Origin of the sequence: Tenacibaculum aiptasiae, from assembly GCF_008806755.1 — a bacterium.
In the GTDB taxonomy this organism is placed as follows: domain Bacteria; phylum Bacteroidota; class Bacteroidia; order Flavobacteriales; family Flavobacteriaceae; genus Polaribacter; species Polaribacter aiptasiae.
This window is the reverse complement of the sequence record NZ_WAAU01000008.1, coordinates 185,512-206,812: the sequence shown is the minus strand read 5'-3', so window position 1 is coordinate 206,812 and position 21,301 is coordinate 185,512. Positions and strand designations below refer to the sequence as shown.

The 21,301-nt window shown below is 29.6% G+C and carries 22 protein-coding genes; 16 read left to right on the top strand and 6 right to left on the bottom strand.

Annotated features, from left to right (window positions below):
• Nucleotides 1–2 precede the first annotated feature (2 nt).
• From F7018_RS03735 to F7018_RS03675, 13 genes are all read left to right on the top strand, one after another.
• Nucleotides 3–1,682 (top strand): PhoX family protein, encoded by a 1,680-nt coding sequence (locus tag F7018_RS03735; protein ID WP_150898651.1) that lies wholly within the window; start codon nucleotides 3–5, stop codon nucleotides 1,680–1,682.
• A 1-nt stretch (nucleotide 1,683) separates the two neighbouring features.
• Nucleotides 1,684–2,316, top strand: a complete 633-nt coding sequence (locus tag F7018_RS03730; protein ID WP_150898650.1) for an ABC transporter ATP-binding protein — start codon at nucleotides 1,684–1,686, stop codon at nucleotides 2,314–2,316.
• On the top strand, nucleotides 2,313–3,509 hold the full coding sequence (locus tag F7018_RS03725; protein WP_150898649.1) for an ABC transporter permease: 1,197 nt from the start codon (nucleotides 2,313–2,315) through the stop codon (nucleotides 3,507–3,509). Before F7018_RS03730 ends, F7018_RS03725 begins: the two co-directional genes overlap by 4 nt.
• A complete protein-coding gene (locus F7018_RS03720) occupies nucleotides 3,499–3,942 on the top strand; it encodes a hypothetical protein (RefSeq protein WP_150898648.1) in 444 nt (147 codons plus the stop codon). The genes F7018_RS03725 and F7018_RS03720 overlap by 11 nt, the downstream gene beginning before the upstream one ends.
• A gap of 9 nt (nucleotides 3,943–3,951) precedes the next feature.
• A complete protein-coding gene (locus F7018_RS03715) occupies nucleotides 3,952–4,701 on the top strand; it encodes a 5'-nucleotidase C-terminal domain-containing protein (RefSeq protein ID WP_246175033.1) in 750 nt (249 codons plus the stop codon).
• On the top strand, nucleotides 4,701–5,612 hold the full coding sequence (locus F7018_RS03710) for a bifunctional metallophosphatase/5'-nucleotidase (RefSeq protein WP_150898647.1): 912 nt from the start codon (nucleotides 4,701–4,703) through the stop codon (nucleotides 5,610–5,612). Before F7018_RS03715 ends, F7018_RS03710 begins: the two co-directional genes overlap by 1 nt.
• A 218-nt stretch (nucleotides 5,613–5,830) precedes the next feature.
• Nucleotides 5,831–6,658 carry an SDR family oxidoreductase gene (locus F7018_RS03705; protein ID WP_150898646.1) on the top strand — a complete coding sequence of 276 codons (828 nt, stop codon included), beginning with the start codon at nucleotides 5,831–5,833 and terminating at the stop codon, nucleotides 6,656–6,658.
• A gap of 52 nt (nucleotides 6,659–6,710) precedes the next feature.
• Entirely contained in the window at nucleotides 6,711–7,607 is an 897-nt protein-coding gene (locus F7018_RS03700) for a helix-turn-helix domain-containing protein (RefSeq protein ID WP_150898645.1), read from the top strand.
• A gap of 158 nt (nucleotides 7,608–7,765) precedes the next feature.
• Nucleotides 7,766–8,698, top strand: a complete 933-nt coding sequence (locus F7018_RS03695; RefSeq protein ID WP_150898644.1) for an alpha/beta hydrolase — start codon at nucleotides 7,766–7,768, stop codon at nucleotides 8,696–8,698.
• A gap of 65 nt (nucleotides 8,699–8,763) precedes the next feature.
• Nucleotides 8,764–9,072, top strand: coding sequence for a hypothetical protein (locus F7018_RS03690; RefSeq protein WP_150898643.1), 309 nt, complete (start codon nucleotides 8,764–8,766; stop codon nucleotides 9,070–9,072).
• A 161-nt stretch (nucleotides 9,073–9,233) separates the two neighbouring features.
• Nucleotides 9,234–10,283, top strand: a complete 1,050-nt coding sequence (locus tag F7018_RS03685; RefSeq protein ID WP_217701352.1) for an alpha/beta hydrolase — start codon at nucleotides 9,234–9,236, stop codon at nucleotides 10,281–10,283.
• Nucleotides 10,284–10,368: 85 nt separating this feature from the next.
• Nucleotides 10,369–10,734, top strand: coding sequence for a DUF2255 family protein (locus F7018_RS03680; protein ID WP_150898642.1), 366 nt, complete (start codon nucleotides 10,369–10,371; stop codon nucleotides 10,732–10,734).
• Nucleotides 10,735–10,779: 45 nt separating this feature from the next.
• Nucleotides 10,780–11,709 (top strand): helix-turn-helix domain-containing protein, encoded by a 930-nt coding sequence (locus F7018_RS03675; RefSeq protein ID WP_246175032.1) that lies wholly within the window; start codon nucleotides 10,780–10,782, stop codon nucleotides 11,707–11,709.
• A 44-nt stretch (nucleotides 11,710–11,753) separates the two neighbouring features.
• On the opposite strand, the gene F7018_RS03670 is transcribed toward F7018_RS03675, so the two are convergent.
• Nucleotides 11,754–13,604: a S41 family peptidase gene (locus tag F7018_RS03670; RefSeq protein WP_150898641.1), complete on the bottom strand. Its 1,851-nt coding sequence runs from the start codon at nucleotides 13,602–13,604 to the stop codon at nucleotides 11,754–11,756.
• A gap of 236 nt (nucleotides 13,605–13,840) precedes the next feature.
• On the opposite strand from F7018_RS03670, the gene F7018_RS03665 reads away from it, so the two are divergent.
• Genes F7018_RS03665 through F7018_RS03655 form a run of 3 tightly spaced genes read left to right on the top strand, consistent with a single transcriptional unit; the run spans nucleotide 13,841 to nucleotide 16,710 of the window.
• Complete coding sequence (locus F7018_RS03665; RefSeq protein WP_175578631.1) at nucleotides 13,841–14,773, top strand: sensor histidine kinase; 933 nt, start codon at nucleotides 13,841–13,843, stop codon at nucleotides 14,771–14,773.
• Nucleotides 14,774–14,775: 2 nt separating this feature from the next.
• Nucleotides 14,776–15,480, top strand: a complete 705-nt coding sequence (locus tag F7018_RS03660; protein ID WP_150898639.1) for a LytR/AlgR family response regulator transcription factor — start codon at nucleotides 14,776–14,778, stop codon at nucleotides 15,478–15,480.
• A 48-nt stretch (nucleotides 15,481–15,528) separates the two neighbouring features.
• On the top strand, nucleotides 15,529–16,710 hold the full coding sequence (locus F7018_RS03655; protein ID WP_150898638.1) for a M50 family metallopeptidase: 1,182 nt from the start codon (nucleotides 15,529–15,531) through the stop codon (nucleotides 16,708–16,710).
• Between the two features lie 84 nt (nucleotides 16,711–16,794).
• On the opposite strand, the gene F7018_RS03650 is transcribed toward F7018_RS03655, so the two are convergent.
• The 5 genes from F7018_RS03650 to F7018_RS03630 form a co-directional block, all read right to left on the bottom strand.
• Nucleotides 16,795–17,823, bottom strand: a complete 1,029-nt coding sequence (locus tag F7018_RS03650) for an alpha/beta hydrolase (RefSeq protein WP_150898637.1) — start codon at nucleotides 17,821–17,823, stop codon at nucleotides 16,795–16,797.
• Between the two features lie 9 nt (nucleotides 17,824–17,832).
• Nucleotides 17,833–18,375 (bottom strand): nuclear transport factor 2 family protein, encoded by a 543-nt coding sequence (locus F7018_RS03645; RefSeq protein ID WP_217701350.1) that lies wholly within the window; start codon nucleotides 18,373–18,375, stop codon nucleotides 17,833–17,835.
• A gap of 1 nt (nucleotide 18,376) precedes the next feature.
• Nucleotides 18,377–18,904 (bottom strand): nuclear transport factor 2 family protein, encoded by a 528-nt coding sequence (locus tag F7018_RS03640; RefSeq protein WP_150898636.1) that lies wholly within the window; start codon nucleotides 18,902–18,904, stop codon nucleotides 18,377–18,379.
• A gap of 87 nt (nucleotides 18,905–18,991) precedes the next feature.
• On the bottom strand, nucleotides 18,992–19,900 hold the full coding sequence (locus F7018_RS03635; RefSeq protein WP_150898635.1) for an AraC family transcriptional regulator: 909 nt from the start codon (nucleotides 19,898–19,900) through the stop codon (nucleotides 18,992–18,994).
• Nucleotides 19,901–19,952: 52 nt separating this feature from the next.
• Complete coding sequence (locus tag F7018_RS03630; protein ID WP_150898634.1) at nucleotides 19,953–21,080, bottom strand: methionine aminotransferase; 1,128 nt, start codon at nucleotides 21,078–21,080, stop codon at nucleotides 19,953–19,955.
• Nucleotides 21,081–21,301 lie beyond the last annotated feature (221 nt).

Genomic DNA, 21,301 nt, shown 5'->3' with positions numbered 1-21,301 from the left:
GCATGGAATACAATCGAAGAAAATTTATATCCTTTTTAGGAAAAGCTAGCTTGGGAGTTTTAACAATACCTCCTTTTATAACTAGTTGTGGGAATACAACAACTCCCCTATCTAAGCAAAAAATATCTGAAGAGTTTTTAAGGAAGTTAAAAGAAATAACAATAAAAGACTTAGCTCCTTCTGATAAAGATGATTTGTTACTTACAGATGAATTAAATTATCAAGTACTTATAAAATGGGGCGACAAGATTAACGATAAAGATACTTTTGGGTTTAATAACGATTTTACCTGTTTCATTCCATTAGATGAAAATAACCCCAAAGATGGTTTACTGTGGGTAAATCATGAGTATATAAATCCGATGTTTGTTTCAGGTTTTAATTACTGGGACTATGAAAATCCAGAAGAACATAGAACCATTGAACAAGTAAATAAAGAAATGTATAATGTTGGTGGTAGTATTGTTAGAGTAAGAGAAAATAAAGGAGTATGGGAAATTGTAAAAAATGATCCATTAAACAGACGTATTACAGCACAAACCCCCATAGAACTAAATTGGGACAGTCCTATAAAAGGAAAAACAACGGTTATAGGAACAAATAGTAATTGTTCTGGTGGAATTACACCTTGGAAGACTTTCATTACTTGTGAAGAAAATTATGACGGTTTTTGGGGTGAAACAGTTTATGATAAAAACAATCAACCAACACATCAACCTAGCGATTATGGATGGGAAAAATTTTACAAATATCCTCCAGAACATTATGGATGGGTAGTTGAAGTTGATCCTTTAAAAGGAACAGCACAAAAACACATTGCCTTAGGAAGGTTTGCACATGAATGCTGTACTCTTTATGAGTTAGAAGACAAACGTGTAGTTGCTTATACTGGAGATGATAGAAACAGTGAACATTTATATAAATTTATATCATCTAAACCACACTCACTTAAAGAAGGAACTCTGTATGTTGCTGATACTATTAATGGTAAATGGTTAGCCCTAGATTGGGAAAATCAACCTGTTTTAAAAAATAAGTTTAAAAACCAAACAGAGGTACTTATAAGAGCAAGAGAAGCTTCAAAACTTTTAGGAGCTACAGAATTAAATAGACCTGAAGACATTGAAATAGATCCTTTAACAGGAAATATTTTTGTTACACTAACAAATAACAAAGAGAAAAACGACTATCACGGTTCAATTCTTAAAATTGAAGAAGCTAAAGGAGAATTTGATGCGCTAACGTTTAAAGCTTCTGCTTATTTAGCTGGAGGCGAAGAAAATGGATTTTCTTGTCCAGACAATTTAGCTTTTGATTTATCAGGGAATTTATGGATGACATCAGATATGTCTGGTAGCTCAATGAATAGAGAGGATAAACCTTATATGCCTTTTAAAAATAACAGCCTTTTTGTAATACCTAGATATGGAAAAGAAGCTGGGAAGGTAATCAGAGTAGCCTCAGCCCCAAAAGATGCAGAGCTTACTGGACCTTGGTTTTCTCCAGATGGAGAGACTTTGTTTTTAAGTGTTCAACATCCAGGAGAACAAACAAAAGATATTAAAAACCCAACAAGTACATGGCCTTTTGATGCCGATAATATACCTAAATCAGCAGTAGTAGCAATTAAAGGAAATTTGATTGCAAAAATGAACAACCTAAATAAAATAGAAGAGTTATAAGATGATTCAAACTGAAAATCTTGTTTTTCAATATAAAGATCTGGGGTCTTTATTAAGTTTTCCCAATATCTCAGTAACTGAGAATGAGAGCTTGCTCATTCTTGGTAAATCTGGGATAGGGAAAACTACATTTCTTCATTTATTGGCAGGTTTGCTAAAACCATCAAAAGGAAAAGTAATAGTAGAAAATATAGATATAAGTTTACTTTCTAATAGCGAATTAGATGAATTTAGAGGGAAACATATTGGATTGGTTTTTCAAAAAAAATATACTATTCAATCATTAAGTGTTTTAAAAAATTTACAAACACGTCTTTTTTTTAGTAAGAAAAAAGTCGACAATAACAAGATTAACAGGTTATTAGAAGAACTAGGAATTAAACATTGTATAAACAGCAAAGTAAAAGAACTTAGTGAGGGACAATTGCAGAGGCTAAATATAGCAATGGCCGTAGTTCATAATCCAAAGATCATTTTAGCAGATGAACCAACATCTAGTTTAGATGATGAGAATTGTAAGATAGTTATTGAATTACTAAAAAAACAAGCTAAACAACACAAAGCAAAATTAATTTTAATCACTCACGATCAGAGAATTAAACCATTCTTTCAAAATAAAATCACTTTAGAATGAATATTTGGAAGATTAGCATAGAAAATATAAAGTCTAAACCACTGTATACTATTTTAAGTGTTTTCTCATTAGCGCTTAGTATAGTACTTCTTTTAGGTACTCAGCAATTAAAGTCATCTTTTGAATTTCAAAGAAAGAATAATTTAGGAGAAATTGATTTAGTTATCGGAGCTAAAGGGAGTCCTTTACAGTTGGTTTTAGCATCAGTTTTACATGTTGATAATCCTACTGGGAATATTCTTTTTAGAGAAGTTAAAGAAATTACTAATAGTCCTTTAATCAAAAAAGCTGTGCCTATCTCCTACGGAGATAATTATAAAGGTTACAGAATTGTAGGAACTACAAATGAGTTTATGACCTTATACAATGCAAGCTTAGCAAAGGGAACTCAAATAAAAAACACTTTTGAAATAGTTATAGGTGCCACAGTAGCTGAAAAATTAGATTTAGATATTAGAGATACTTTTTTAAGCTCACATGGTTTAATAGAAAATGATATAGAATCACATGATGAAAAATATACTATTGTAGGAGTTTTAGAACAAACAGATAAAGTAATTGATAGGTTATTACTAACAAGTTTAGAAAGTATTTGGGATGCACATGACCATGGTAATGAACATCATGAGCATGAACATGAAGAAATAGAAGAGGATAAAGAAATCACTTCGTTATTAGTTTCATTTAAGAATCCTACTGCGTTTTTAACATTTCCTAGAAAAATAGATAAGCAAACAAATTTGCAAGCTGCATTACCTGTATATGAATTAGATAGATTATATGAGTATACAGGAATTGGTTTAAAAACCATTACATGGATAGCCTATTTAATTTTAATATTATCTGGTATTACAATCTTTATAAGTTTATATAAAATAATAAAAGAACGAGCATTTGATTTAGCTCTTTTTAGATCTTTTGGAGCAAGCATATACCAACTAATAAAAATAGTTGCTTATGAAGGCTTTATAATTCTATTACTAGCCTTTGTATTGGCTTTAATTATTTTGAAAATAGGTTTAGAGTATGTTATTAAATCAATTTTTCATCAAGATATTATTAAAGAATTATCATTTCAAGAAATATCAAATATCGGTTTATTGGTGTTTTTATTCATAATTATGGCAATTACCTTAGCTATCTACCCTATTGTGAAAATGAATATTTCAACCATTTTAAGTAATGAAAAATAAAGTTTTATTCATAGTGTTTCTAAGTATTGTTAGCCTTTGCTTTAGTCAGCAGAAGGTTACGTGGAATGATTTATCTAAAGTAAAGTTTAGAGATAAATACTTTCCAGAACACGATGAAACTTTTTTACATCCAACATTTTCAGAATCGGTTAAAAGCTTAAATGGTAGGTCGATAGCTATTACAGGATACTTTCTAAATGTAGATCCAAAAGGAAGAATTTTTGTTTTATCTAAAGGTCCTATGTCTTCTTGTTTTTTTTGTGGAGTTGGAGGTCCAGAAACAGCCATAGAATTACATGTAGTAGGCAAACGCAATTTTAGAACAGATGCTACAGTTACAGCAAGAGGAATTTTAAAATTAAATAGTAACGATGTTGAACATTTTAATTATATTCTCACAGAATGTAGAATAGAATTATATAATAAAAAGTAAAGAAATTTTATGATGAGAACACTTCGTTTACTCCTTTTATTACTGGTTCTAGTTTCTTGTAAGAGAGAATCTAAGAGCCTTAATAAAATAACAGCCAAAAATATAGCTGTAAGTACTACAATTGCATCTTCAGAAAAAATAGATAGTGTAATTGCTCCATATAAGGAGAAGTTAACAGCAGAAATGCAAGAGGTACTTACCTATGCACCTAAAGATTTTCTTAAAAATAATGAAGGAATGCAAACTTCCATAGGGAATTTAATGGCCGATTTATGCTATAGAATGGCCAATCCTATTTATAAAAAGAAAACAAATGAGTCTATCGATTTTGTAATGCTTAATAATGGAGGGATTAGAGCAACAATTCCACAAGGAAAAGTAACTGTAGAACGTGCTTTTAAACTAATGCCTTTTGAAAATGAACTTGTAGCGGTAACTCTTACAGGTGAGAAAATTACAGAATTAGTAGATTATTTTATTAAAAATAAAACAGCGCATCCTTTTTGTAGAAATGTAAATTTAACATTAAATGATAATGATTACTTACTTAAAATCAGAGGAAAAGATTTTGATAAAAACAAATCGTATACAGTACTAACATCAGATTTTTTACAAAGCGGAGGAGATAAAATGACCTTTTTCAAAAATCCTGAAAAGTTAACGAAGTTAGATTGCAAAATGAGAGATGTGATTATAGAGTATTTTAAAAAGGTTGACACCTTACAAGCTTCAATTGATAACCGTGTAATTATAGAGTAATGAAGAGAAGAGATTTTATAAAACAAGTTGGAAGTGCATCTGTTTTAGCAGCTAGTGGATTAACATTACCATCATTTATAGGTAAGCAACAACATCATATAACCATTTTGCATACCAATGATACACATAGTCATATTGAGCCTTTTAATGCAAATCATAATAGATATGCTAATAAAGGAGGGGTATCTAGAAGAGCAACTTTAATAGAACAAGTAAGGAGAGAAAACCCAAATACACTTTTATTAGATGCAGGAGATATTTTTCAAGGTACTCCCTATTTCAATTTCTTTGGAGGAGCACTTGAATTTAAGTTAATGAGCATGTTAAAATACGATGTAGCAACTTTGGGAAATCACGATTTTGACAATTCAATAGATGGTTTATATAAGCAGCTTCCCAACGCTAAATTCGATTTTGTATCTGCAAATTACGATTTCAAAAACACGGTATTAGACACACATGTAAAACCTTATAAGATTATAGTAAAAGACGGAATTAAAATAGGGATTTTTGGCTTAGGGGTTGAACTTGATGGTCTAGTAAATAAAAAGATGTATAAAGAAACTCGTTATCTAGATCCTATAACAGTTACTCAAGATATAACCGCAGAGTTGAAAAATGAGAAGAAATGTGATTTAATCATTTGTTTATCACATTTAGGGTACTATTATAAAAATAATCCAGAGAAAATTTCCGATTTAAATTTAGCTAAAGTCACAAAGGATATTGATTTAATAATTGGAGGACATACACATACTTTTTTACCTAAACCTACCATTGTAAAAAATATTGAAGGCAAAAATATGTTGGTAAATCAAGTTGGAGCTTATGGAGTAAATCTTGGTCGAATTGATTTTTATTTTGATGAATCGAAAAATAAATCATCATCAGGAACAACAATTTTGGTTTAAGAAATAACTTAAAAATAAAGTTTGCTATTAATTATAGTAAGTTAAATGGGGGCTACAGTGGGAACTTAATATTATTTTAAGTTTCCACTTGCCAATTTATAGCCTTTCTGTTTTAATGCTTTAAAGTAAAAAAGTATACAACTCATGTAAAAAAGTATACGTTTTAATTCTTAGTTGTTCAGAATTTTGTTTTAAGATTTAATATTAATTTTTAAACAATGAATTCAACAAATAAAACAGTATTAATAACAGGAAGTTCAACAGGAATAGGTAAATCAGCAGTAAAGATTTTTCAATCAAAAGGATGGAATGTGATTGCGACCATGAGAACTCCAGAAAAAGAAACTGAGTTAAATAAACTTGATAATGTATTAGTTACAGAATTAGATGTTACTAAACAAAACACTATTGATTCAGCTATAGAAAAAGGATTAACAACCTTTGGTAAAATAGACGTTTTAATTAACAATGCTGGTTTTGGTATGATGGGGATTGCTGAAGCTTCAGACGAGACTTTAATGCAACGTATTTTTGATGTAAATGTATTTGGAGTAATTAGAACAACCAAAGCTATTTTACCCCATATGCGAGCCAATAAAAATGGACTTATTCTAAATGTTTCATCCATTGTAGGTTTATTTACATTACCGTATCAAGGTTTATATCATGCAACAAAACATGCTGTAGAAGGTTTTACAGGCTCTATTCAATATGAATTAAAATCGTTAGGGATTGATGTGAAATTGGTTGAGCCAGGAGGTGTCAATACAGAGTTTATCAATAATATATCGTTAACCTGTAATAAGGAAATTAGCGATTATAAAGAAGGATTAGAAAAATATATGGCAGCAGTTCAAGAATATATGGGACATCTTAGTACTTCTGATAGCATTGCTGAAATCGTATACAATGCGGTAACTGACAATAAAGAACAACTAAGGTATATAGCAGGTCCAGATGCAGAACAATTCATGGCAGCACGTAAATCAATGGATGATAAGGCATTTTTCGAAATGGTATCAAATCAATTTGGATTATTAAATTAAGAATAAAAGTTTTTACTTATCTTTTGTCAAAAGCATTTTAAAGTGAAGAGTTATGTTACATTTTAAAAGTATCTCAAACTACTTAGAATATATAAATGCTCCTAAATCAGAGCATCCATTATTAAGTGTAGTTTCAATAAATAAAAGTTTTATAAAGTCATTGCGAAAGAGCTCCCCTCCTATGATGAATAATTGTTATTCCATTTCATTTAAGAGAGTAATTTCAGGAAGTTTAACCTATGGTCGTACAAAATATGACTTTTCTAATGGAGCTATGGTGTTTATGGCTCCAAGGCAAATAATGCAATGGGATGAAACCACTGAAATGGAGCAAAATGGGTTTATAATTACTTTTCATGAAGATTTCATAAGAGGTACAGAATTATCAAAAAAAATCAATGATTATGGATATTTTTCATATTCAACAAACGAAGCTTTACATGTATCTCCTAAAGAAGAGAAGTTAATACAGTCGGTTTTTGAAACTATTGAAGCTGAGTACAACAATAATCATGATGAGTTTAGCAAGGATATTATTGTTTCTCAACTAGAAACATTGTTGAAATACTCAGACAGGTTTTATAAACGTCAGTTTTTAAATAGAAAAGAAGTTTCAAGTATTTTATTAGATAAATTTAAAGTTGAACTGAGATGTTTTTATAATGAAAATCAGTTAAGTGGTATTCCAAATATTGAAGATATAGCTTTAAGATTGAATGTTTCGCAACGTTATTTAAGTGATACCTTGAAAACAGAAACAGGAAAAAGTGCAAAAGAACATATAACTCTTTTTATTGTTGAAAAAGCGAAAGACAAACTTATAGGAACTTCTGAAAGTATTAGTCAAATAGCATATGATTTGGGATTTGAATATCCACAACATTTTAGTAAATTATTTAAAAAACAAACGGGAAAGTCGCCCAAAGAATATAGACATACTCTGAACTAGAGAATTAATAGAATTGTAGAAAATCCACTTAAAAAAGTGGATTTTCTTATTTATACCAAAAAGTATAAGTCTCATACCAAAATGTTTAAGTACTTAAACGCGTCGCTGGATTAATTTTGTCATCAAATAATTAAAACAAAACTTTAAAACAACATATTATGAATTTACAATCAGGAAAAAACAGCGTAACATTTAAATCTTTTGGAGTTGATTTAGCAGGCGATTTATACTTGCCAGAAAACTTTGATTCAAGTAAAACCTATAAAGCCATCGTTGGTACAAGTCCATTTCCACAGGTAAAAGGACAAATTCCAGCTATCTATGGTCCAGAAATGGCTAAAAGAGGATTTATCTATTTGGGCTTTGACTTTTTAGGAATGGGAGATTCTCCAGCATTACCAGGAGAATATATGAAATCTAGATATATGTTTAGATTGATTGAAAACACTTGGGACGCTGTATCTTACTTAGGAACACTACCTTTTGTTGATGAAATTTATGGATTAGGTGTATGTCAAGGAGGTTCTATACTTGCATCAGCCGCTGTAACTGACCACAGAATTAAGAAAATTGCTACCGTTTCAGGAATGATGGCAGCAGATGCTTTCCAATGGGGCAACAGAGATATTGTTAATATGATGATTGCTGGAGCAAACGCATCTAAGCAAAAAATGTACGAAACAGGAGAAGCAGATTACAATTGGCCAAATGTTATTAACGATACTATGACCAGAGAAGAATTTGTTGCTACAGGAACACCAATGGCAGATGATACCTACAACTTCTATGGCAAAGATGGTGTGGCAGGGCCAGGAAAAGTGGAGCATTTTACAAACGAACATATTGGTGATCAGGCTATGGAATCGCTTATTTCTATTGCAGAGCACTATGCTGATAAAATCATTCAACCAACTCTTGTGGTATATGGTCAGAATGCAGCAACAGCAATTTGTTCAACAGCATTTATTGATAAATTAAGCAATAGTCCAGAAGTATTAGCTTTTGACGAGTTTAGTCACGTAGACTTTTACTGGAAACCAGAAGCTGTAAAAGCATCTACAGACGCTGTAGCAGAGTTTTTTAATAAGTAATAACAATATAGGAAGTACAAGAGTTAAATCATAGCTCTTTGCTTTTTAATTTTAAACTCATATCTATGAAATGGTATAATTATTTAGCAGCATTTGGTGCAGGTTTTTTCTTGACTAATGTAATCCCTCATTTGGTAAATGGTGTTTCTGGACAAGAATTCCCATCACCTTTTGGAGCCCCTCCAGGAGTTGGATTGTCTTCTCCTATTCAAAATGTTATTTGGGCTTTGATGAATATGATTATTGGTTACTTTTTGTATAGAGCTAGTAAAATTGATTCTAAAAACATTATAGGTACCATCCTTATGTTTGTTGGAATAGCAGTATGTGCTTTAATGTGTGCTTATTCTTTTGGAAGCAATCCTAACTTATAAAATTCATTTTATAAAGAACTAAAACGCCTTAGTTAACCACTAAGGCGTTTTTCTATTCTAAAATGATAAAACCAAAAAGTATAAGTCTCATACCAAAATGTTTAAGTTTCAAGCTTGGATGCCGATTTAAATTTGCACTGTAATCATTAAACATTATAAAAATGAAACAAGTTTTAATACTAGCAAGTATAGTAATACTAACTATAAGTTGTAAAAAAGAACAAAAAACAACGGTTTCAGAACAAATAACAACTAAAAAAGAGAATACAATGGAAAATTTAAAAGCAGGAAAAAACAGTGTAACATTTACATCATTTGGAGTAGAATTAGCAGGAGATTTATACTTACCTGAAGGTTTTGACCCAAACAAAAAATACAAGGCCATTGTAAGTGCTAGCCCGTTTCCACAAGTTAAAGGACAGGTTATGGCAACCTATGGGCCAGAAATGGCAAAAAGAGGCTTTGTTTTCTTAGGCTTCGATTATTTAGGAATGGGAGATTCTCCAGCATTACCAGGAGAGCATAAAAAATCTAGATATATGTTTAGATTAATAGAAAATACTTGGGATGCGGTTTCTTATTTAGGAACATTACCTTTTGTAGAAGAGATTGAAGGATTAGGAGTTTGTCAGGGTGGTTCTATCATTGCATCGGCAGCTGTTACCGATCATAGAATTAAGAAAATTGCAATGGTTTCTGGTATGATGGCAGCAGATGGTTTTCAATGGGCCGATAAAAATGCTGCTAATCAAATGATTGCTGCAGCTAATGCATCAAAGCAGAAAATGTATGAAACTGGAGAAGCAGATATTGTAGTTCCTTTTGGGCTTACTGATGATATGTCAAGAGAAGAAGCTATGGAGGCCGCAGCATATCCGGAAATGGCTGCTGAATCCTATGATTATTACGGAAGAGATGGGTTTAGAGGACCTAAAGCTGTTAAAACCTTTTCAAATTTACATATTGGCGACCAAGCTATGCAGTCATTAATTTCTATTGGAGAAGCATATGCAGATAAAATTGTGCAACCTACTTTAGTTGTATATGGTAAAAATGCAATGACTGCCCCTTGTTCAACACAATTTATTGACAAATTAACAAATGAACACGAAGTTATGGCTTTAGAAGAATTTGGGCATGTAGATTTCTACTACAAGCCGGAAGCAGTAAAGGTATCAACAGATGCTGTAGCAGAATTCTTTAATAAATAATAATTCCTTATACATTTTTATAAGATAAGAGTCTTTTGATTTATCTAATGATAATAACAAAAGGTTCTTTTTAAAATGACTTTATATGACAATTCAAGAATTAGAAACATTAGTACAAAGTAAAAAAGTACATCAAATTAGATGCGGAGACCATCGTTTTATCGACATTACCATTGTTGCTACTGAAGGACGCTTTTTTGTACGTCAATATAAATTCGGAAAACGAAGTTGGTACGATGCTTTTTTGGTAAATCCAGAAGGTGCTATGAAAATTGGAAATTTAGAAGTAGAAATTAAAGGTGTAGTTCCTCATGATTTAGATGAAGTAAATCCGAAAGTAAATAAAGCGTATAGAAAATTATTAGGTTTATTATATCCAGCAATGCGATTAACCTACAATACTAAAAAGCATGAAGCTTCTACTTTAGAATTGATTCCAATATTTGATTAAGAGTATCAAAATTAAATAGTAAATTTATAATACAAAATAACAATAATGCCAGTATTTAGCTTCAATAATATATCAGAAATGCATAAATATTATGATTTTCCAGAGCCAGAAAATCCATTGTTTAGCATACTGCATACAGATTTAAAAGAGAACGAGAAATCTAGTTGCGAAACCTATGCTTTTAATGAGCCAGTAATACTTTCATGTGATTTTTATAGTATTAGTTTTAAAAACATTATTTCTGGTGAATTGTCTTATGGACGTACCAAATATGATTGTACCAATGGAACTATGTTATTTACAGCTCCCAACCAAACTTTAACCTTTAACGATATGGTTTTTAGTTCGGAAAGCTATCATATTTCTTTTCATAAAGATTATATCAGGAATTTGGATATTTATGAAAGCATTAAAAAATATAATTTCTTTAATTATAATGTAAATGAAGCACTTCATTTATCGCCTAAAGAAGAACAGATTATAAAAGATATTTTTAAAAATATTAAAACGGAATATCATAATAACCAAGATGAGTTTAGTAAAGAAATCATCATATCTCAGTTAGATACTTTATTAAAGTATGCGGATCGATTTTATAAACGACAATTTTTGAACAGAACGGATGAGAATAAAATTCTAATTACAAGATTTAAGGAAATTCTAAATAGTTATTTTGAACAAAATTTATTAGCAGAGGAAGGTATTCCTACAGTAGACTGGATGGCAGCTCAGTTAAATGTAAGTCATCGTTATATGAGTGATACTATCAAAGCAGAAACAGGGAAAACTGCTGTAGATCAAATTAACTTATTTTTAGTTGAAGAAGCAAAAAGCATGTTGCTAAATCCAAATTTATCCATATCAGAAACTGCATATAAACTTGGTTTTGAGTATCCTCAGTATTTTACAAGGGTATTTAAAAAGAAAGTAGGAATGAGTCCTAAAGAGTATATTAAAAATCATTCATTGAATTAAAAGGCGGATAGTTTTATCCACCTTTTTTAAATAAGACTTCTCTCCTATTTATTAATTAAAGTAACTAATTTCTCTAACTGAGTATCTTTACCTGTAAAAACTTGAGTTTTATCAACAGGGATATAAATATCAGGCTCTGTTCCATTACCATCTAGTGTTTTTCCGTTTCGTTGGAAAGATAGCATGGAAGATACTTTGATTCTTATTTTAGAATTGTTTAAATACACTTTTCTTGAATTTCCACTAGAGCCATCGGTAGTAACTCCAACAATTTTTACGTTTGGTAACCCTTTAAAAGCTGTAGTAAATACGGTAGCAGCGCTAAAACTGTTTTCATTCACAAGAATATATACTGGCTTTTGATATGGAGTTTTTCCACTTCGTAAAACCATATAAAATGGATTACTAAATTTAGACTTATCAAATTGTTGAGTTGTTTTATAAGTTTTATTGAAAGTATTTATTGCTGCTTTATCTGACTCTGAAAACTCATTTGAATTATAGCTATTTAAATAACGACTACTCATTGAACTTTCATCAGTGGTTAATTTTTCATTAGTACGTAAATATGCGACATTGGCTATCCAAGGAGATTGTGCTGGTTGTACTATATATTTCGCAAAAGTTTGTAAAATAACTCTTCTGCCACCTGGATTATCTCGTACATCAATAATCAGAGCTTTGGTTTTTGAAAATTCCTTTATAGTATTTTCTAAAAAATCTTCATATCCTTCAACTCTTTTATAATTAAACATTCTTGGAATTTTAATGTAACCAATATTATTAGTCAACAGCTTTTTAGTGTCATTAAAACGTCCTGCTTGAATGTTCATCATAGAAATAAAACTATGAACGCTTAAATTTGAGATATATCCCTTCTTATCTAATGTTAATTCAACAGTTTCCTTTTTAGTTTTTTTATTGTTTGAAAATTCTACTTCTACTGTTTTAGGACAGTTTTTGTTATTTTTAAATAAAAGTGCACCTAGCTTTTGAATAGTATTGGCTCCTCGTGTAAGTTTTGCTTCTTTAGGAGCTTTTTTATTTCTATAATTATAGTCATTCATTAAGATTTCTATAGCAATACCATCAATACTTTTAATGTAAGGATATTCATTATTGTAGTAACGATATTCTTTTTTACTATTAGGTTTTTGTTGAACTGCAATAGCTTTTCCGTTTAAAATTGTAATGCCAAAGGGCAACCTTAAATTATACGTATTATGTGCTTTTCTATTAAAAGCTTCATTTTTTATAGATGAGTGCCTATCTCCTATTTCAGCCATTATTTTACCTATTTCATGCGTCAATTTATCAATATTTATAGTTTCTTTATTACTACTTAATATAGTTGCAGCTAGTTTTTTTATAGCAGTATTGTAATCGTAGTTAGAAAGTTGAGCATAGGATGATTTATTATTAAGAATATGACTAAACTGTTTTAAATCATCAATAGCTTGCATTTTACTTACCTCTTTTAGTGCTTTTTTAACAGGTTTAGAGTTTTTTTGAGCTCTATTATAGAGTAAACATTTTTTTCTGTTTTCAGCAGTAAACATTCCAGTATATTCCTTAGAAATACCTTTTCTAGATAAAGTTAGTTGTACTTTTTGATTCGGTGTATAATTTAATCTTTGTAAAACTTCTACAAGGTCTTCTGAAAAGCGTTTTTTCCATTTATGTCCAAATTCTTTTTTGCAGAAGTTTAATATCTTATTTCTAGTAAAATTGTCTAGTTTTTCAAAAGAATACCATTCATTTTCAAACTGTACAATTGGTTGATTATTTTCCCATTTAACAGCCGTAAAAGGGGACGCTTTTTCTAGTGTAAGTTTTTGTCCAAAAGCACTAAGGGAGCATAGAGCAATTATAATTCCTATAATTTTTGCCTTCATTTTATATGTTTTTATAATTAAAATCTATTCAAACATATTTCTATTCTTACCCCAAGAAAAATGAAATCGACAAACGTAAACTCTGGATAGATAACCTTACTATGAACATCGATTTAACTGAAAGGCATTTTAATATCTTTACAAAAGAGTTTTAAGGTTTAGCTATGTTTCAATTGTCAGATAAACAAATACAAGTTTTTAAAGTAACTTTTCATATAATTTTTATCAGCATTATTATGATAATGTTATTAGATAAAACAATGTCGTTATTACCAGATTATTGGTTGCTTTTTTTAACATGTGATGCAGTAGAATATTTTGTGTTTACAGTCCTTGCATATTTACTTTACTATTACGTGTTAAAGCTTCATAAGTTTTGGTTTAAAACAAGTTTTATTATACTATTTATAATCATAATTGCAGTATTGGCCGCAACAAAATCATATAGAATTCATGATGAAATATTAATAGATAGAACTTTTGATTTTTTTACAGAATTTATTGGGAAAACCTTTTTATTCTATGCTTTAATACAAATAGTGAATCGACTAGATTTTTTTAATAAGTATGAAAAATTAAAAAATGAACTAGAATTGGCTAAAGGTCAATTATTAAGAAATCAATTACACCCTCATTTCTTATTTAATGCTTTTAATTCATTGTATAGTATGTCTTTAAGTAACAATCCGAAAACTTCAGATACTATTTTAAAACTATCAGGAATGATGCGTTATTTAACCGACGATTCGGTTCATAAACAAGTAAAATTAGAACATGAGTTAAAATTTATTAACGAATATATTACTATTGAGAAAATACGCTTTGGAGAGCAAGCAAATATAAGTTTACAAATAGAAGGAACTCCTCAAGGAATAAGCATAGAACCCTTGTTATTAATTACTTTGGTAGAAAACGCTTTTAAGCATGGATTTTACACAAATGATTCGAATTCATTTGTAAATGTAACTATAGATGTAGACGATAAATCATTACTATTTAAAGTGAAAAACAGTATTCAAGATCAGCAACACTTTAATCAAAATTCAAGAGAAGGAAAAGGGTTAGAAAATTTAAAAAACAGGTTACAATTATCTTATCCCAAAAAGCATGAATTATTACTAGAAAGTGAAAACAATGTATATTTAGCGCAACTTAAAATTAACTTTTAAGCATGAAAAAGTATAAAGTTATTATTATTGATGATGAACCTTTGGCTATAGATGTTTTGGTTCATTATCTAAAAAGATTTCCTGAGTTTGAAATTGCTAAAACTTTTATAAACTCAGTAGAAGCCTTTAAATACTTGAATGAAAATATAATAGATTTAGTTTTTACGGATATCGCTATGCCTCAAATATCAGGTATAGAAATGGTGAAACTGACCCAGAATAAAACACAATTTGTAATGGTTACCTCCTACTCTGAATATGCGATAGAAAGTTTTGAATTGAATGTGATTGATTACCTCTTAAAGCCATTATCGTTCGAACGATTTACTAAGACGATAGAACGATTCAAATTCAATATACAAGAAGTAAACATAAAAGAAAAAGATCAAGAAAAGTCTTTTTTTATCAAAGAAGGTGATGAATTTGTAAAAGTATTTGTACAAGATATAGACTATATCGAAGGAATGAAAGATTATGCAAAAATTGTATGTGGTAAAAACTATTATTTAGCTTTAAAAACACTAAAATCAATAGAAGAAAAGTTAAGTAGTTCAGACTTTATTAGAGTGCATAAATCTTTTATAATTCCACTAAAAAAGATATCTCAATACAATAGTAAGTGTGTGTTGATTAATTCTCATGAAATACCAGTTGGTAATAGTTATAGAAATCAATTAAAAGAGTATTTAGAGAATAATAAGTTGTAAAAACTACGGAATTATTAGAATTACATTATATTGAACCTCAAAAATTGTATGTACATCTTTATTTTATTCATATTACTCTTTGGGGCTGTGTTAAGGCCATTATCAACGTTAATACATGAATTGGGGCATGGAATTCCAGCTTTACTGTTTACTAAAGAAAAAGTTACTATATACTTAGGTTCCTATGGCAATACAAAAAAGAGCCTTATAGTTAAGATAGGAAGATTAGAACTTTTTTTAAATAAGGAACTATTTAATTGGAAAATAGGTCTTTGTAGATTTGAAAATGGAAATATGTCTATAAACAAGCATATTATTATAGTTTTAATGGGACCAATAGCTTCTTTAATATTATCATTAATATTAAGTTATTTTATTTTCTTTTATGAGTTAAGCGATAATTTAAAAGTTTTTTTGTTTCTTTTTAACGTCTCAACATACTATGATTTTCTTGTAGACATTTTACCAAGTAATCGTCCAATCAAATTATATGATGATTCTAGTATATATAATGATGGAAAACAATTATTGGAATTGATTAAATATAAATATACACCAGAAGAATATAATATTGCAATTAGACATTATAATAAAAAAGAATACTATTTAAGTGCTTTAGCTTTAGAAAAAGTTTTAAAAAAGGGATATAAAAAACAATTAGTATATCGGTTATTGATAAGTGCTTATTTGCAAGAAAAAGATTATGTAAATGCTTTGAAAATAAACGATTTATATATTGTGAAATTTAAAAAAGAGCTTGATTCAAATGATTATACTAATTCAGGTCTTCTAAAATCACACTTGAGTAAATATAATGAAGCGATAAAAGATTATAATAAAGCGATTGAAATGGATCCTAATAATGATTTAGCATTCAATAATAGAGGCTATACTTATAATATTTTAGAAGATTATGAAAAAGGCTTGAAAGACTTTGAAAAAGCTATATTGTTAAATTCAAATTTCGCTTATGCATTGAATAATAGAGGATTTTCAAAAATTAAATTAGGAGATAAAAAAGAAGGATTTGAGGACTTAAAAAAATCAATGAAAATAGATGGAACAAATTCTTATTGTTATCTAAATTTTGGTCTTTATTATTTTGAAAATAATGAATATGAAAAAGCACTAGACTATTTAAAAAAAGCTAAAGAATTAGATGATACTACACATTTGTTAAATACTTATTTAGAAAAAGTAAAAAAGAAATTAGTTATTGAAAATAGATGAGCTAGATAAAATAATAATAAAAAAGAGACTATAAGTTTATAGCCTCCTTTCATTCTGCGCTTTAATAAAAAAAACTAAGGGGAATTAAAGTTTATTCTTAAAAAAAGCGCTTGTTTTTTCTACTGCTAAAGACACTTCTTTTTCTTGATCGTAAAACATGAATTGGTGCATTGGTGATTGAATTTCAGTATCAACCCAAAACAGTTCTTTATCTTTTGAGCTAATTTCTTCAAAATACTTTTTAGTATAATCTGGTAATACAGAACCATCACTATGTAACATAAAAACAGGTTTGTTTAAGTTTTTTGCTGATGGAAATGGATCTAAGGTTAACCAATCTTCCCAAGTTGCAACTGCAAACTTATCAGCACTCCATTGTGGAATTGCTCCTCTATCTGGATTTAAATAATAATCAAATTCACCAAACATAGCAGCTGTATCATCAGTAGTTGAAATCGTTTTGATATAAGTAAACTCACCTGTTTCAGCAAATTTCTTTTTTGCCTCTTGAGCTGCTTTAATACGTTTTTGTACGCCCTCTTCTCCACCGTAAAATAATTTTACAGCTTCTCCATCATGTAACCATGAAGCTACGGTTGCAACTGCTTTAATATCGTTATCTTCTGAAGCAGCTATTAAAGTATACATTGATCCCGCACATACTCCAAAAGCACCAATTGCATCTCCTTTTACTTCAGGTCTGGTTTTTAAGTAAGCAACTGCATTTTCAATATCCTGAATCTTCATTGTTGGATTTTCCCAAGCTCTTGGCTCTCCTTCACTTTCTCCATAATTTCTAAAATCGAATGATAAGGTAATAAAACCTTGTTCTGCTAAACGTTTAGCATATAAACCTCCCATTTGCTCTTTTACAGTAGTCCAGCTTCCTGAACATACAATAGCTGGATATTGTTTTCCTATTTGAAAATTAGGTGGGTAATAAATATTTCCAACTAAATTTAATCCTTCACTTTTAAAATTTACTTTTTTCATTTCTACCTGTTTTTTTATTGCTATTTTGTTTGTTGAAGTTTTTACTTCTTCTGTTTTTTTCTCTGTTTTACAGCTCCATAAGCATAAAACACTTAGTAAGCTTAAAATGTATGTTTTCATTTGTTAGTTTTATTTAATGTTTTCTAGTAACCCAAAGCCACGAGCTGCAACAATTGGATTAAAAATTTCTACATATTCAGTTATTTTACCCTCAGTATTAAATTTAAATGTGGAATAATAATTATTGGTATACACTCCGGCATTATTCTTTAATTTGATATTCCCTGAATATTTTACAAAAACCATTGTAGGGTCTTCCATTGCATATATTTCCTCGATAGGAAAAGTCATACCGTCAAAATTTGGAAATACAGGAGTCCAATAGGTTCTAATTCCATCTTTTCCTGAAGTACCTTTTGGAAAAATACCTGAATGATATGGGTTTATATGCTTAGCATCGTCAGCAAATAAATCAACCAGTTTATCAATATTTTCATCTTCTAAAGCCTTAAAAAAAGCTTTTACTGATGTTTTATTTTTAGTTGCTATATCCATAATCTTAGTTTGTTGTTCTTTTAATTTATGTAATTCGATTTCTAATTTTTTTATTTTTTCTGAATTGCTACATGATGTAAAAATCCCGATTAATAATAGGACTAATAACCTTTTCATCTTAGTTAGATTTAGCATTATCAATAGCTTTTTGTATTAGCATATTATTTCCATCTTGGTACTTGTAGTTGAACTTCATAGAAGTAATTTCCCAGTTATTTTCAATGCTTTTAAGGATAAAATCATAACTACCAACAACAGTCCATATATTTCCTTTTTCATCTTTTAAATAATGTGTTGCGGTACCATAACAAAAAGAATGTGCCTTATTTCCATCAATTTTTGTAATAAAATTTCCTATTTGATGATGTGTGTATTCAAATCCTGGTAATACTGTTTTCCAACCAGTTGTAATTTCATTAGGAGTAATTTCTGAGGCTGGATTACCTGTCATAGATGAATAATCAAGAGTTACTTTAGAAGCAAATAATTCTTCTACTTCTTTCCAGTTTTTATTATCTGTATTTACAAATAAGTTACTTATAGCCTGTTGAATTTTGTTAGTGTCATTCATAATATTTGTTTGTTTTTCAGTGTTTTGGCATCCAATGAAGAAAACCATTGTAATTAAAATTATCGCTGCTCTCATACCTCTTTGTTTTTGATAGTACAAAGATGCGACAGGCTTTTTCTGAAAAGTTTATGAAATCAAACTAAGAAGTATAAAAATCAAAGATTAGTGATTTTTTCTATAGGAATTTGGTGTTTGTGAGGTATTTTTTTTGAAAAAACTATTGAAATTGTTAGGAGCATCAAAATGTAATGAATAAGCTATTTCTTTAACGCTCATTTGAGTTTGTAGCAATCGTGATTTTGCCAAGCGTAGAATATGATTTTGTATGTGTTTCTTTGCGGTATGTCCAGTAATTTGTTTTACAGTAGCGTTTAAATGATTTGGATGTACGGCAAGTTTCTCAGCATAAAAACTTGGAGAATGTGCTTTTTTATTAGCTATGCTGCTTTCGTAGAAATTAGTTTCTATTAATGTTTGAAAACGTGATAAGAGATTTACATCCGCTTTTCTAAATTCTTCCAAAGCTTCTTCTTTATTTACTTGTGCATTGAAAAAACGCTTTACATAATTAAGTAATACTAATAACTGAGCTTCCATTATTAATAAAGAATCATCCTTTAAATTTTGCTGCTCTTCATGTATTGTTTCATAAATAGCCAGTAATTTAGATACCTCTTTAGGTTGTACTTCAAAAGGTATTGACTTATCTATTTTTAGAAAAGGAAACTCTTTTAAAAGCTGTTGTAAATGCTTTGATTGTGTAATAAATTCTTTTGAAAACATTAAATAATAGCCTTCCCAATCTGGAAGTATATCCCAAGAGATTAGTTGAAAAGGCGAATTGAAAAAAACGGTAGCTCCTTTAGGGAAATTAGTATGATGTCCAGAAATGGCCTTCCCAGTTCCTTCTACTTTTATAGCAATGGCATAAAATTCGTGCTTAAAAGATTCCATTTTAGAAACAACTGTAGGCATATTGTCTTCAAAGCTCCTGATATCAAAATAAGGATGCTTTGAAGGTGGAATATTAATTGCCTTACAATAATCTTGTATGTTTTTAAAATGCTTCACAAATCAAATCTACATTTTCTAATAAATATAAGCTATATAATTTTAAAGCTTCTTATATCTGCTTCAATCGTTCTGCAGCAGCAATTAAAGTTTCATCTGTTTTTGCAAAACAAAATCGAAGCATTTGTTTATCGGTTGCGTCTTTATAAAAAACGGATATAGGAATAGCAGCAACACCATGATTGGTTATTAAATCTGTAGCAAAATCCATATCGTTTTTAGTACTGATTTCTTTATAATTGACTATTTGAAAATAAGTTCCTTCTGAAGGTAAAACCTCAAAACGACTATCTTTTAATAAGTTTTGAAATAAAGCTCTTTTTTTAGCATACATGTCTGCTACTTCATTAAAATTGACAATATCTAAGTATTCTGAAATAACGTGTTGTGAAATACTGTTTACACTAAAAACTAAGAATTGATGAATCTTTTTAATTTCTTTCATTAAAAATTCTGGAGCGATTAAATATCCAACTTTCCAACCTGTAACATGTAGTGATTTTCCAAAGGATGATGCTATAATCGCTTTATTTGCTAGCTTAGGACGAGTATTTACGGATATATGTGAATGTTTAAACGAAATGTACTCATATACTTCATCACTCAGTAGTAAAACATGAGCATGTTTTTCTAAAATAGTTTCTAAAGCTTCAAACTCTTCTTCCTTCCAAATTTTTCCTGTTGGATTGTGTGGATTATTTACAATAATTAACTTTGTTTTTGAAGTAATTGCCAATTCTATTCGATTGAAGTTTGGCGAATAATCGTCACTCAAAGAAATTCTTACTGGCTTCCCTCCTGCTACTAAAACAGAAGGTTCATAGCTATCATAACTAGGGTCTAAAATAATTACTTCATCTCCTTGGTTTACCAAAGTATTGATTGCTGTGTAAATTCCTTGTGTAGCTCCTGATGTAATTAATAATTCTGTAGAAGTGTTTATACTTCTTTGATAGTTTTCTTGCGTTAATAAAGCTATTTTTTGAAGCAAAGAAGGTAGCCCAGCCATAGGTGTATACTGATGAATATTCTCAGTTAATAAACGCTGAGATATTTGTAATAATCTTTCATCGACTGGGAAATTTGGAAATCCTTGTGATAAATTAATCGCATTATGCTGTTGTGCTAATTGCGACATTACAGAAAATATACTAGCTGTAGTACCAGGTAACTTTGACATAGAAATAAAACTTATTGCTACGAAAATACTATAATTTTAAGAGTACTGATAAAAAAATACTTTCCAAAAATTGAAAAGTATTTTTAATTAAAGCGGGGGGCTCTTACTACTTTGATGAAAAGTATTAAATACAAGAAACCTAAAAAAATGTAGAAAATAAAATGTATTGAAGGCTAAGTTTGCCTAAGGATAAAATCAGATAAGAGAATGAGTAAATAGTA

What these genes read in the sequence shown, in the direction of transcription:
- F7018_RS03700 (WP_150898645.1), top strand. Translation starts at nt 6,711, where the DNA reads ATGTTACATTTTAAAAGTATCTCAAACTACTTAGAATATATAAATGCT.
- F7018_RS03665 (WP_175578631.1), top strand. Translation starts at nt 13,841, where the DNA reads ATGATAATGTTATTAGATAAAACAATGTCGTTATTACCAGATTATTGG.
- F7018_RS03685 (WP_217701352.1), top strand. Translation starts at nt 9,234, where the DNA reads ATGAAACAAGTTTTAATACTAGCAAGTATAGTAATACTAACTATAAGT.
- F7018_RS03660 (WP_150898639.1), top strand. Translation starts at nt 14,776, where the DNA reads ATGAAAAAGTATAAAGTTATTATTATTGATGATGAACCTTTGGCTATA.
- F7018_RS03710 (WP_150898647.1), top strand. Translation starts at nt 4,701, where the DNA reads ATGAAGAGAAGAGATTTTATAAAACAAGTTGGAAGTGCATCTGTTTTA.
- F7018_RS03735 (WP_150898651.1), top strand. Translation starts at nt 3, where the DNA reads ATGGAATACAATCGAAGAAAATTTATATCCTTTTTAGGAAAAGCTAGC.
- F7018_RS03695 (WP_150898644.1), top strand. Translation starts at nt 7,766, where the DNA reads ATGAATTTACAATCAGGAAAAAACAGCGTAACATTTAAATCTTTTGGA.
- F7018_RS03705 (WP_150898646.1), top strand. Translation starts at nt 5,831, where the DNA reads ATGAATTCAACAAATAAAACAGTATTAATAACAGGAAGTTCAACAGGA.
- F7018_RS03655 (WP_150898638.1), top strand. Translation starts at nt 15,529, where the DNA reads ATGTACATCTTTATTTTATTCATATTACTCTTTGGGGCTGTGTTAAGG.
- F7018_RS03715 (WP_246175033.1), top strand. Translation starts at nt 3,952, where the DNA reads ATGATGAGAACACTTCGTTTACTCCTTTTATTACTGGTTCTAGTTTCT.
- F7018_RS03725 (WP_150898649.1), top strand. Translation starts at nt 2,313, where the DNA reads ATGAATATTTGGAAGATTAGCATAGAAAATATAAAGTCTAAACCACTG.
- F7018_RS03690 (WP_150898643.1), top strand. Translation starts at nt 8,764, where the DNA reads ATGAAATGGTATAATTATTTAGCAGCATTTGGTGCAGGTTTTTTCTTG.
- F7018_RS03650 (WP_150898637.1), bottom strand. Translation starts at nt 17,823, where the DNA reads ATGAAAACATACATTTTAAGCTTACTAAGTGTTTTATGCTTATGGAGC.
- F7018_RS03680 (WP_150898642.1), top strand. Translation starts at nt 10,369, where the DNA reads ATGACAATTCAAGAATTAGAAACATTAGTACAAAGTAAAAAAGTACAT.
- F7018_RS03730 (WP_150898650.1), top strand. Translation starts at nt 1,684, where the DNA reads ATGATTCAAACTGAAAATCTTGTTTTTCAATATAAAGATCTGGGGTCT.
- F7018_RS03675 (WP_246175032.1), top strand. Translation starts at nt 10,780, where the DNA reads ATGCCAGTATTTAGCTTCAATAATATATCAGAAATGCATAAATATTAT.
- F7018_RS03720 (WP_150898648.1), top strand. Translation starts at nt 3,499, where the DNA reads ATGAAAAATAAAGTTTTATTCATAGTGTTTCTAAGTATTGTTAGCCTT.
- F7018_RS03630 (WP_150898634.1), bottom strand. Translation starts at nt 21,080, where the DNA reads ATGTCAAAGTTACCTGGTACTACAGCTAGTATATTTTCTGTAATGTCG.
- F7018_RS03670 (WP_150898641.1), bottom strand. Translation starts at nt 13,604, where the DNA reads ATGAAGGCAAAAATTATAGGAATTATAATTGCTCTATGCTCCCTTAGT.
- F7018_RS03645 (WP_217701350.1), bottom strand. Translation starts at nt 18,375, where the DNA reads ATGAAAAGGTTATTAGTCCTATTATTAATCGGGATTTTTACATCATGT.
- F7018_RS03640 (WP_150898636.1), bottom strand. Translation starts at nt 18,904, where the DNA reads ATGAGAGCAGCGATAATTTTAATTACAATGGTTTTCTTCATTGGATGC.